Origin of the sequence: Bacillus sp. GC_Bacil_1, assembly GCF_026540675.1 — a bacterium.
GTDB lineage: Bacteria > Bacillota > Bacilli > Bacillales > Bacillaceae_G > Bacillus_A > Bacillus_A cereus.
Map to the genome: position 1 here is coordinate 201,995 of NZ_JALNUG010000007.1, position 12,485 is coordinate 214,479.

The following is a 12,485-nucleotide window of genomic DNA, read 5'->3' on the forward strand; positions in this document are numbered from 1 at the left end:
TTTTTAATTTATACATAAAGAAAAAGCATGATTTCAATAGGAAATCATGCTTTTCTCTCATTATTGACGCTTTATAAATTTCGCTAAATCTTTAAATTTCACTTTATCTGAGTAATTCATTACGCCATTTACGTAAATGCGGCTTGTAACAGCATTTAATATCGCAATTGTCGCCAATAAGACTGCTAATGTTATCGTAATTTCTAGCATACCTGCTTCACCAGCTACAATACGTGAGAAGGTAACCATCGGTGTAAAAAATGGAACGTAAGAACTTACAACAACGATAGTACTATTCGGATCACTTAATGATTTAATACTAATGAAGAATGCAGCCATAATTAAAATCATTATCGGGAAAGATACAGCTTGTAAATCCTCCGTCTTAGACACGACAGCTCCAGCAGCAGCATACATCATTGCATAAAGTAAATATCCCGTAATGAAATAAACAAGAAACATGCTTACAACCTTTGCATCTAATTTCGTAAAGTCAATTGGAATACCCAATAGTGAGGCACTTTCTAAATCGACCCAACCTAACAAATATGGAATAAGATAACCACACGCCAATATGACAAGTTGCAATAAAGCCGTTGAAACAACCGCTAAAATTTTCGCATACATCATCGTAAGAGGTTTCACTTTCGGAAGCATTACTTCCATTACACGTGACGCCTTCTCAGATGCAATATTCATTGCGATTGTATTTCCGAACGCTACAATAAACATATATAAAGCAAATGTAAAGAAATAGGCAATTCCGAAAGAAGATGTACGATCTTTTATCGCTTCTTGCTTTACTTGAATTTCTGTTTGTAATTGCTGTGCAATTTCTGGTGAAACATTATTTTTGGCAATTGTCACCATCGTATATTGTTGCTTTAAATATCCTGCCATAATTGCAGAAGTTGCTTGGCTTGGAAATCCATTATACATATATGTAATCGATGGAGCCCCACCCTTTTCCGTCACATGGAATAGACCATCTAAATCGCCTTCTTCTACTTGCTTATGCAGTTTATCAAAATCATCCTTTGAACCAAGTGTTATTTTTGCTGATGGCAATAGCTTATTTAGCTCATCTTTTTGTACTTTATATGTGGAACTCTCTACTACAACTGCAATTTTATCTTTATCCTTATTTTTATCATCGCCTGAAGTAAAATGATTAAATGCAAAAATCCCAAACACAACTAAAAATAAAATGGCACTCGTAATTAATGATTTTTTAGATAAAAATGCTTCCCTAAAATAAAATGAAAATACGTGAGAAAATTTACGCATCGTTATTTCGCCCTCTCTACAAAGATTTCATTTAACGTCGGCTCTAACATTTTGAATTGTCGTAAGCTAACACCTTGCTCTTGCAACTGTTGCAAAATCTTGAGAGCTTCCGCATCGTCTTGTACTTTCACATAAAGAAGGCCTTGTTGTTTTTCATACGATACATGTATAGCCTCTAATCCCTTTTCATTCTCTACTGTATCTTCAATCGTTAAATTACGGAAACCGTATTCTTTCTTAATATCACTTAGCTGTCCTTTTACGACTGCTTCACCTTTTTTCAAAATACATACATGTTGGCAAAAAGCCTCTACTTGTTCCATACGATGACTTGATAAAATAATCGTCTTTCCGCTCTGTACTTGTTCTTCAATAATACTAGCTAACATCCCGGCGTTAACTGGATCAAGGCCGCTGAATGGTTCATCTAAAATGAGAAGTTCCGGATTATGAAGAAGAGCAGCAATTAATTGGATTTTTTGCTGATTCCCTTTTGAAAGCTCTCCAGCCGTTTTAAATTTATATTCTGGTATCGCTAAACGCTCTAACCAATGATCAATAGCTTGATCTACTTCTTTCTTCGACATTCCTTCTAATCTACCAAAATATCGCAACTGATCTATTACTCTACTTTTTGTATATAAACCTCTTTCTTCTGGTAAATACCCAATTGTTACGCCACTATCCCCAAATGCTTTTCCATCCCACGTAATCGTACCTTCATTAGGCGTTAATAATCCGAGAAGCATTTTGATTGTTGTTGTTTTCCCTGCACCATTTCGTCCAAGTAATCCTAGTACTTCACCTTTTGGTAACGAAATTTGCAAACCGTTAACTGCTTTTGATTCCCCAAATTGTTTCGTTAAGTTTTGAATTTGTAAACTCAAAGTATAAAGCCTCCCCTTTAGTATCATTCGTACTCTCTTTCAAAGACTATGTTTATTCAAGAAAAAATATAGCACTACACTTCATCCTCTTATATGTAAACACCGTCATTAATCCATCATTTGTTCTATTTAGTTAAAATTGTAAATAACAAAACCCTTTTTGTCAATTATAATTGTCATTACGACAATAAAACTTGTCAAAATAACTATTATTATTTTGCTCATCTTTCTAATATAGGACATACTACTATATATACAAAAGACAATATGCAAATGTTCATATAAAAATATTATATTTTAATATATAATATAAAATGATTTTCTAACATCAAGGAGGATACATATGAAGATGAAGAGGGGCATTACCACTCTATTATCTGTAGCGGTTCTATCTACATCACTTGTAGCATGTTCAGGAACACCAGAGAAAACAGTGGCGAAAGAAGAGAAAGTAAAATTAACAGAACAGCAATTAATGGCTGATTTATGGTATCAAACAGCTGGCGAAACGAAAGCACTTTACTACCAAGGGTACAATATCGGTCAATTAAAGCTTGATGCAGTTCTTGCAAAAGGGACAGAGAAAAAACCTGCTATCGTACTTGATTTAGACGAAACTGTTTTAGATAACAGTCCTCATCAAGCAATGAGCGTAAAAACAGGCAAAGGCTATCCTTACAAATGGGATGATTGGATTAATAAAGCTGAGGCTGAAGCCCTTCCAGGCGCAATTGATTTCTTAAAATATACAGAGTCTAAAGGTGTAGATATTTACTACATCTCAAATCGTAAAACGAACCAACTAGATGCAACAATTAAAAATCTTGAGCGTGTAGGTGCTCCTCAAGCAACGAAAGAACATATATTACTACAAGATCCGAAAGAAAAAGGAAAAGAAAAACGCCGTGAACTCGTTTCTCAAACCCATGATATTGTCTTATTCTTCGGTGATAACTTATCTGATTTCACAGGTTTTGATGGAAAATCTGTAAAAGATCGTAACCAAACAGTAGAAGATTCAAAAGCACAATTTGGTGAGAAATTCATTATTTTCCCGAATCCAATGTATGGCGATTGGGAAGGCGCTTTATATGATTATGATTTCAAAAAATCAGATGCAGAAAAAGATAAAATCCGTCGCGACAACTTAAAATCATTTGAAGTAAAATAAAAGAGGATGGCATTCGCCATCCTCTTTATTTTACTTTCTCTGTTAAAGGCAAGATAAACACTTCCACACGTCTATTCTTTGCCTTTCCTTCTTGTGTATCGTTTGGAGCAATTGAACGGTATTCTCCGTATCCAATCGCACTAAATTTTTCTGGTTGTAATTCTTTATTTTGCAGTAATACTTGCATAAAATTAACTGCCCGCTGCGTACTTAATTCCCAATTCGACGCAAACTGCGCATTGGCAATAGGGACATTATCCGTATGACCCGATACTGTAATTTCACGAGGTGACGCTGAAACAAGTAAGCTAGACATCTCTTTCGCAATCCCTAAAGATTCTAATTTCACATCTGCTTTCCCCGAATCAAACAGTATATTTTCTAATATTGTCACCATTAATCCCTTTTCAGTTAATTTAGTTTGAAAAGAAGAGGATAATTGTTTTTCATTAATATATTGATCAATCTTTTTTTGTAATGCTTTCAATTCATCCATCTCTTTTTTTTCTTTAGCTCTAGCTTCTTCTTGTTTTTTTGCTTGTTCTGCCTCAAGGCTACTTGCTGATAATTCTTTTTCCTCATTTGGCTTTTGATCACTTAAAAATTCTTTGTTACCTGTTCCCCCAGCTAATTCACTTCGAAAAGCAACTGCCATCTGTTTAAACTTCGCAGCATCTATACTACTCATTGCGAATAAAACGATAAACAATGCAAATAACAACGTTAACATATCAGAATATGGAATTAACCACGTTTCATCGATATGCTCATCATGTTTTTTCTTTTTGCCTCTTCTATTTTTCTTACTCCGCATTTTTTTCTGCTCCTTTTTCTAGCTTTTTACGCTCAGTTGCAGAAAGTGCACCTAAAATGCGGTTCTTCATAATAAACGGATATGTACCTTCTTGTAGCATTAATAAACAATCAATGATTAAACGTTTTTTCTCAATTTCAGCTGAAGATTTTTGCTTTAACTTATTTGCAAATGGATGCCATAATACATAACCTGAAAAAATACCAAAAATCGTTGCAATAAACGCACCCGAAATAGCATGACCTAACTTTTCAATATCAGTTAAGTTACCAAGCGCAGCTACAAGACCGATAACAGCACCTAAAACTCCTAATGTCGGTGCATACGTACCAGCTTGTGAAAAAATAGCAGCTCCCTTTGCATGTCTTTCTTCAATTGCCTCTAATTCAGATTCCAAAATCTGCTCTAAATCTTCTGCGGATACGCCATCAATCACAAATTTCATACCGCGCAAAAGAAATTCATCTTGAATTTTGTCTAATTGTTGCTCTAAAGACAAAATACCGTATTTTCTACTTTCAGATGTCCAATGAACAAATAATTCTAGCAACTGTTCATAACTTAAATCCTTTTTATTTGAACCAAAAAGAACTTTAAATAGTTTTGGAACCCTTTTTAGTTGATTCATCGGAAATGCAATACATACTGCAGCAAATGTACCGATAAAAATAATTAATGCTGCGGCAGGATTTAATAAGGCTGTTACGTCAGCGCCCTTGACGACCATCCCTACTACCACTGCTAAAAATCCTAAAACAAGTCCAATAATTGTTGCAAAATCCATTCCCATTCACTCCTAGTCTATACAAGAAGTTCTTTATTCTCGATAATCGCTACATCTTCTTATGTATATATATTACATAAAAAATGCAATTCATGAAAGATAAGAAATGAATTATATAAAAAAATACTACAAATTCACACATTTTCTGACATTTTCTTTGCATTTCTATTACGTTATGACTCTTATATTCCTTTTCCAACAAACTAGACTTATAATAAAAAAACGATACACATTTTATTAAGAAGGGACTGTGATTACAAGGCATTATGAAAAAGATAATAATTATTTCTGCCACTACTATTGTAATCGGTATCACATCTTTCACTTACTTTGGTTCTAAATCACCACTACATAATGAAGCGAAAGCTGTCGAAAGTCAAAAACATACTAACCACCCAAAAGAAGAGATTCCTGCTTTTCCAAAAGCTGATCATAATGCAAAGAAAATAGACAATAACTTTTCAGTTGTAACAAATCCAAAATCTAATCTTGTCTTAATTAATAAACATCGAAAACTACCAGATGGATACATTCCTGAAGACTTAACGAGACCAAACGTACCATTTGCTAGTCCAAAAGATAAAGAAAAAACATTGCTACGCAAAGATGCTGCAGAGGCACTTGAAAACATGTTCAAAGCTGCGAAAAAAGAAGGGCTTGATCTTACAGCTGTATCTGGTTATCGTTCATACAAACGCCAAAAATCGTTGCATGATACATACGTTAGGCGTCAAGGAAAAGCTGAGGCTAATTCAGTAAGCGCAATTCCTGGTACGAGTGAACACCAAACGGGTTTAGCAATGGATATTAGTTCAAAAACAGCTAAATTTCAATTAGAGCCTATTTTCGGGAAGACAGCAGAAGGAAAATGGGTCGCGGAACACGCTCATGAATTCGGCTTTGTCATTCGTTACTTAGAAGATAAAACAGATACAACAGAATATGCATATGAACCATGGCACTTACGCTACGTTGGTAATCCATACGCTACATACCTATATAAACATCACTTAACATTAGAAGAAGCGATGGAAGACAAAAAATAAGAGAGCAAATTGCTCTCTTATTTTTCTTTCACTCTATCATTGTAGTAATTTCTTCTTCCATTCTTCAGGCCATGGTTCGCCTCTTCCTGTTTTTTTCGACGCTTGAACCATCATTCCACGACCTACTAAACAAACCTCTCCTTCTGCATTCTTCACCATATAATGTAGATCTAAAGAAGAGTTCCCAACCGATCCTGCCTTTACATACACCTTCAACTGTTCATCAAAATATATTTGCTTAATAAAATTACATTGTAAATCCGCAACAACGATCATCGTTTCTGATGATGCATGTGTCCACTCTTGCATAAATCCAAGTTCTTTAAACAACGCGATACGAGCTTCTTCAAAATAAGTAAAAGCAACGACATTATTTACATGTCCAAACATATCTACTTCACCAAAACGAACCTTTACAGGATTGTAAAATGAAAAACCACTTTCCCATTTCTCGAAGTCTTCAATATAAGAAATTCTCTTCAACGCTATCTCCCCTTCCTGCCAAAAAAAACAGAATAAACTGAAAAATGAAGTTATAAATATTGCCCCTTCAAGATGAAGAGGCAATATTTATTAATAGTTATTATCGCTACCAAAGAAATCTTTGAACGATTGAATTGTTGTATCACGGTTTAATGCCGCAATTGAAGTTGTTAAAGGAATACCCTTCGGACATGATTGCACACAGTTTTGAGAGTTACCACAGTTTGCTAGTCCTCCATCTCCCATAATTGCACGTAAGCGATCTGCTTTATGCATTTCACCCGTTGGATGTGAGTTGAATAAACGAGCTTGTGATAACGGCGCTGGTCCAATAAAGTCAGACTTACTGTTTACGTTTGGACATGATTCTAAGCAAACACCACATGTCATACATTTTGAAAGCTCATAAGCCCATTGACGCTTTTTCTCAGGCATTCTTGGTCCTGGACCTAAGTCATACGTACCATCAATTGGAATCCAAGCTTTAACGCGTTTTAGAGCATTAAACATGCGACTGCGATCAACTTGTAAATCACGTACAACTGGGAATGTCTTCATCGGCTTTAAGCGAATTGGCTGTTCTAATTGGTCAATAAGAGCCGTACATGATTGACGTGGCTTTCCGTTAATAACCATCGAACATGCACCGCATACTTCCTCTAAGCAGTTCATATCCCATGCGATCGGAGTTGTTTGGTTTCCTTTTGAATCAACAGGATTACGACGAATTTCCATAAGCGCCGAAATAATATTCATATTAGGACGATATGGAATTTCAAACTCTTGGTCAAACTCTTGTGCATCTGGTCCATCTTGTCTCGTAATGATGAGGCGGATTGTTTTCTCAGACATGTTGTTTATCCCCCTTCTCTTCACCCTTAGCAGCTACATCATGTTTTGAAGAATAATCACGTTTACGTGGTTTAATTAATGAAACATCAACGTCTTCGTAATGGAATGCTGGTGCATTTCCTTCTCCTTCAAATTTTGCCATAGTAGTTTTTAAGAAGTTTGCATCATCACGATTTGGGAATTCAGGTTTGTAATGCGCCCCGCGGCTCTCATTACGGTTATATGCGCCAATTGTAATAACACGTGCTAACTCAAACATATTTGCAAGTTGACGTGTAAATGAAGCACCTTGGTTACTCCATCTCGCTGTATCGTTAATGTTAATACGTTTGTAACGATCCATTAACTCTTCAATTTTCGCATCTGTTTCTAATAACTTTTTATTTTCACGAACTACTGTAACGTTATCTGTCATCCATTCTCCAAGCTCTTTATGAAGAACATATGCATTTTCATTACCATCCATCGTTAAAATATTGTTAAATTTCTCTGTTTCGATTAATTCATTTTGCTCATATACAGTAGATGAAACAGCATCTGATGATTTAGAAAGACCTTTCATATATTCAATTGCGTTTGGTCCTGCTACCATACCACCGTAAATTGCTGATAATAGTGAGTTTGCACCAAGGCGGTTACCACCGTGCATAGAATAATCACACTCACCTGCTGCAAATAAACCTGGAATACTAGTCATTTGCTTATAGTCAACCCATAGTCCACCCATTGAATAGTGAACAGCTGGGAAGATTTTCATTGGTAGTTTACGAGGATCATCCCCTGTAAATTTCTCATAGATTTCAATAATTCCACCAAGTTTAATATCTAGTTCTTTCGGATCTTTATGAGAAAGATCTAAGTACACCATGTTTTCACCGTTAATACCTAGTTTTTGCTCTACGCAAACATCAAAGATTTCACGCGTTGCGATATCACGAGGTACAAGGTTTCCGTAAGCCGGATATTTTTCTTCTAAGAAGTACCATGGTTTACCATCTTTATATGTCCAAACACGTCCACCTTCACCACGTGCAGATTCACTCATAAGACGTAATTTATCGTCTCCAGGAATTGCCGTTGGGTGAATTTGAATGAACTCACCATTTGCATAATATGCACCTTGTTGATATACAGCAGAAGCTGCTGTACCTGTATTAATAATGGAGTTTGTTGATTTTCCGAAAATGATACCAGGGCCCCCTGTTGCCATAATCACGGCATCAGCTCCGAAACTTTTAATCTCCATAGTTTGTAAGTCTTGTGCAACGATTCCTCGGCACACACCTTCATCATCAACAACAGCTCGTAAGAAATCCCAGCCTTCATATTTCGTTACAAGTCCTGCTACTTCGTGACGACGTACTTGCTCATCTAATGCGTAAAGTAATTGCTGTCCAGTTGTTGCACCAGCAAATGCTGTACGGTGATGTTGCGTTCCACCAAATCGACGGAAATCAAGAAGTCCTTCTTCCGTACGGTTGAACATAACACCCATACGGTCCATTAAATGAATGATACCAGGTGCTGCTTCACACATTGCTTTAACTGGTGGTTGGTTCGCTAAGAAGTCCCCACCATAAATTGTATCGTCAAAGTGGATCCATGGAGAATCCCCTTCACCTTTCGTATTTACGGCACCGTTAATTCCGCCCTGAGCACATACAGAATGTGAACGTTTTACTGGTACTAAAGAAAACAGTTCAACATTTACTCCTGCTTCTGCCGCTTTAATCGTTGCCATTAAGCCAGCCAAGCCACCGCCGACTACTATAAGTTTCCCTTTCATGCTCTCCCACTCCTTACTGATTTGCTAGCTGTGGATCGATGAACGCTAATAATGCACTCACACCTACATAAGATAGACCTAAGAAAATAGCTAATGTTACATAAGTAGAGATTCTTTGTGAACGTGGAGATACTGTAATTCCCCAGCTGATGCAGAATGTCCATAGTCCATTTGCAAAGTGGAAAATTGTTGAAACAACACCAACTAAGTAGAATGCAAACATAGCTGGATTGTTTAAAATATCTGCCATCATATCATAGTTTACCTCTTTACCTAACATTGCTTGAATACGAGTTTCCCAGACGTGCCAAGAAATGAAAATCAGCGTAACGATACCTGAAATTCTTTGGAAAACGAACATCCAGTTACGGAAATAACCGTAAGAAACCGCATTGTTCTTAGCTGTAAATGCAATATATAAGCCATATATAGCATGGTACAGTATCGGTAAAAAGATGATGAAAATTTCTAGCGCATACCGGAATGGAAGGAGCTCCATAAAGCCTGCAGCCTTGTTAAAAGCCTCTGCTCCTCTTGTTGCAAAGTTGTTTACAATTAGATGTTGCGTCAAAAAGACACCAACCGGGATGACCCCCATTAATGAGTGCCACTTACGAAACGTATACTCGCGGCCTTTCATGTCCCCATTACCCCCTTGAATGTTTGACTGCTGTTTTCAGATTAATTTATAACAATAATGTTTTTTCACTATTGGCATAAGAAAAACTGAAAAAATTATTCGAAATATTTCAGCATAATTTGATAACAAGTTCATTTTACCCCTATTTTTGTCGAAGCGTCAAGAAAACGTATACATAATTTGCATATAATTTGGCAATTCTTTTTTTCTTCTTAGATATTCAGATTTCCCTAAAGAAAAATCTGTTTTTATAAATGAAAAATGTTATATAATAATCCCTATAGAAAGAGGGGAATATTGTGAGTAAAAATACAATCGATATAACATCTTTAGAAGATGTTTCATTGAACGCCTTCGCTTATGAATTGCTACGTGAAGAATTACTACCTGATTTAATCGGCAACGATTTAGATGGTATTTTATACTGGTCTGGTAGAAACCTTGCAAGAAAATATCCGCTAGAAACAATTGAAGAAGTCATTCAGTTCTTTGAAAAAGCTGGCTGGGGCACTTTAAGCATTATTGAACATAAGCGTCGTGAAATGCAGTTCCAACTTAAAGGCACACTCATTGCAGAACGTCAAAAACAAAAACGACATTCTTCTTATCAACTAGAAGCTGGATTCATCGCTGAACAAATTCAAAAGCAACGGAACGTCGTTGCAGAGTCATACGAAGAAAAGAAAAAACGTTCTGACTCTATTACATTTCTTGTAAAATGGGATATAAAAGATCTCATTGAAGTGTAAGCATTACCTACAGTCAACTAGACATATCAGTTTAGTTGACTTTTTTGTATTTTCATTCAGATGCATTTATTTTAAATCTTCAGAAATTATACCAAAAAACAGAAGACGTTGTAAACTACAACGTCTTCTTATCTGTTAAATACGTATAAATCGTCTCCGCGACATTTTTCGGCATACCCGCTTCGACAAATTCCTCTATAGAAGCTTCTTTCATCTTCTTTAATGAACCAAAATGTTTTAACAATACCTTTTTCCGTTTATCACCTATTCCTGGAATGTCATCCAATGCTGATTGAATGACAGATTTCCCATGTAATTGACGATGGAATGTAATCGCAAATCGATGCACCTCATCTTGAATACGCTGCAATAAATAAAATTCTTGGCTATTTCTCTCAAGCATCACAGGTTCCGGTGGGTCCCCAATAATTAAATGGGAGGTTTTATGTTTATCATCTTTCACAAGACCTGCCATCGGAATATATAATCCGAGCTCATTCTCTAGAATATCACTTGCAGCCGCTAGATGGCCTTTTCCTCCATCAATAATAATCAAATCAGGTAAAGGTGAATTTTCTTTAAGGGCCCTTGTATAACGGCGCCTCACAACTTCTCTCATAGACTCATAATCGTCTGGTCCTTGAACCGTTTTAATTTTATATTTTCGATACTCTTTCTTCGCCGGTTTCCCATCGATAAAAGCAATCATTGCAGAAACAGGATTTGTTCCTTGAATATTTGAGTTATCAAACGCTTCAATACGATACGGCGTTTCAATCCCAAGCTGCTTCCCTAAATGATCTACTGCTTTAATCGTTCGTTCTTCATCACGTTCAATTAAGTAAAACTTCTCTTCAAGAGCAATTTTCGCGTTTTTATTTGCTAATTCTACAAGGTCTTTTTTCTTACCACGTTTCGGCTGTGTCGCTTCTACTTCTAAAAAGCGCTCTACTAATTCCGAGTCTATACTTCCTGGAACGACAATTTCCTTCGGCTTAAAATGACTACTGTTTTCATAAAATTGGCCGATAAACGTTAAAAAGCCCTCTTCTGGTTCATCGTAAATTGGAAACATAGAAACATCACGTTCAATTAGCTTTCCTTTTCGAACGAAGAAAACTTGAACACACATCCATCCTTTATCCACTGCATATCCAAACACATCACGATCCACTAAGTCACTCATAATCATCTTTTGTTTTTCCATAATCGCATCAATATGAGCAATTTGATCACGCAACTCTTTTGCACGTTCAAACTCTAGTTTCTCTGAGGCCTCATACATTTTTACTTCTAATTCTGAACGAACTTCTTTATGTCCACCATTTAAAAACTTAATAATTTCATCTACAATTTCTTTATTTTGTTCTTCCGTCACTTCTTTCACACACGGCGCTAAGCATTGACCCATATGATAATACAAACAAACTTTATCTGGCATATTCGTACATTTCCGAAGTGGATACATACGATCTAGCAGTTTTTTCGTTTCATGAGCAGATTGTGCATTTGGATAAGGACCAAAATACTTTCCTTTATCCTTTTTTACATTTCGAGTAATGAGTAAGCGCGGTTGCTTCTCCGCCGTAATTTTAATAAAAGGATATGTTTTATCATCTTTTAATTGAATATTATATTTCGGATCATATTTTTTAATTAGATTTAACTCTAAAATAAGTGCTTCTAAATTCGAAGAGGTTACGATATATTCAAAATCAACAATTTCTCCTACAAGCCGCAGTGTTTTCCCATCATGTGAACCAGTAAAGTACGAGCGCACACGATTTTTAAGCACTTTTGCCTTTCCAACATATATAACCGTTCCTTGCTTATCTTTCATCAAATAACAACCAGGTTGATCTGGTAAAATAGCCAACTTCTCTTTCAAATGTTCGTGCACTCGTCTCCCTCCATTTCTACATACTTAGCATTTTTATTTTCCCTTGAAAACATACTATGCTCAAACACCCAACATACGTTCTTTTA

General features: G+C 36.1%; 12 protein-coding genes. 3 read left to right on the forward strand and 9 right to left on the reverse strand.

Annotation, left to right across the window (positions count from 1 at the left end; translation table 11 throughout):
• Positions 1-60: 60 nt before the first annotated feature.
• Positions 61-1,287: an ABC transporter permease gene (locus tag OXT04_RS13510; RefSeq protein WP_023523128.1), complete on the reverse strand. Its 1,227-nt coding sequence runs from the start codon at positions 1,285-1,287 to the stop codon at positions 61-63.
• Positions 1,288-1,289: 2 nt separating this feature from the next.
• Entirely contained in the window at positions 1,290-2,174 is an 885-nt protein-coding gene (locus OXT04_RS13515; protein WP_000058130.1) for an ABC transporter ATP-binding protein, read from the reverse strand.
• A gap of 343 nt (positions 2,175-2,517) precedes the next feature.
• Here OXT04_RS13515 and OXT04_RS13520 point away from each other — a divergent pair, with 343 nt between their 5' ends.
• Complete coding sequence (locus tag OXT04_RS13520; protein ID WP_000782771.1) at positions 2,518-3,345, forward strand: 5'-nucleotidase, lipoprotein e(P4) family; 828 nt, start codon at positions 2,518-2,520, stop codon at positions 3,343-3,345.
• A 25-nt stretch (positions 3,346-3,370) separates the two neighbouring features.
• Here the strand turns inward: OXT04_RS13520 and motB are convergent, their stop codons facing one another.
• Together motB and motA are read right to left on the reverse strand one after the other, a co-directional pair.
• A complete protein-coding gene (motB, locus tag OXT04_RS13525; protein ID WP_001256741.1) occupies positions 3,371-4,159 on the reverse strand; it encodes a flagellar motor protein MotB in 789 nt (262 codons plus the stop codon).
• On the reverse strand, positions 4,149-4,943 hold the full coding sequence (motA, locus tag OXT04_RS13530) for a flagellar motor stator protein MotA (protein ID WP_000344862.1): 795 nt from the start codon (positions 4,941-4,943) through the stop codon (positions 4,149-4,151). Before motA ends, motB begins: the two co-directional genes overlap by 11 nt.
• A 266-nt stretch (positions 4,944-5,209) precedes the next feature.
• Here motA and OXT04_RS13535 point away from each other — a divergent pair, with 266 nt between their 5' ends.
• Positions 5,210-5,989, forward strand: coding sequence for a M15 family metallopeptidase (locus tag OXT04_RS13535; RefSeq protein ID WP_267415242.1), 780 nt, complete (start codon positions 5,210-5,212; stop codon positions 5,987-5,989).
• A gap of 36 nt (positions 5,990-6,025) precedes the next feature.
• On the opposite strand, the gene OXT04_RS13540 is transcribed toward OXT04_RS13535, so the two are convergent.
• From OXT04_RS13540 to sdhC, 4 genes are all read right to left on the reverse strand, one after another.
• Complete coding sequence (locus OXT04_RS13540; RefSeq protein WP_000822727.1) at positions 6,026-6,472, reverse strand: acyl-CoA thioesterase; 447 nt, start codon at positions 6,470-6,472, stop codon at positions 6,026-6,028.
• Positions 6,473-6,562: 90 nt separating this feature from the next.
• Positions 6,563-7,324 carry a succinate dehydrogenase iron-sulfur subunit gene (gene sdhB, locus OXT04_RS13545; RefSeq protein ID WP_001291830.1) on the reverse strand — a complete coding sequence of 254 codons (762 nt, stop codon included), beginning with the start codon at positions 7,322-7,324 and terminating at the stop codon, positions 6,563-6,565.
• Positions 7,317-9,110 (reverse strand): succinate dehydrogenase flavoprotein subunit, encoded by a 1,794-nt coding sequence (gene sdhA, locus OXT04_RS13550; protein WP_000676743.1) that lies wholly within the window; start codon positions 9,108-9,110, stop codon positions 7,317-7,319. The genes sdhB and sdhA overlap by 8 nt, the downstream gene beginning before the upstream one ends.
• A 13-nt stretch (positions 9,111-9,123) precedes the next feature.
• A complete protein-coding gene (gene sdhC / locus OXT04_RS13555; RefSeq protein ID WP_000678354.1) occupies positions 9,124-9,750 on the reverse strand; it encodes a succinate dehydrogenase cytochrome B558 in 627 nt (208 codons plus the stop codon).
• Positions 9,751-10,049: 299 nt separating this feature from the next.
• Here sdhC and OXT04_RS13560 point away from each other — a divergent pair, with 299 nt between their 5' ends.
• Positions 10,050-10,499, forward strand: a complete 450-nt coding sequence (locus OXT04_RS13560; RefSeq protein ID WP_000042214.1) for a YslB family protein — start codon at positions 10,050-10,052, stop codon at positions 10,497-10,499.
• Positions 10,500-10,614: 115 nt separating this feature from the next.
• Here the strand turns inward: OXT04_RS13560 and uvrC are convergent, their stop codons facing one another.
• Positions 10,615-12,399 carry an excinuclease ABC subunit C gene (gene uvrC / locus OXT04_RS13565; RefSeq protein ID WP_000544300.1) on the reverse strand — a complete coding sequence of 595 codons (1,785 nt, stop codon included), beginning with the start codon at positions 12,397-12,399 and terminating at the stop codon, positions 10,615-10,617.
• Positions 12,400-12,485: the final 86 nt, after the last annotated feature.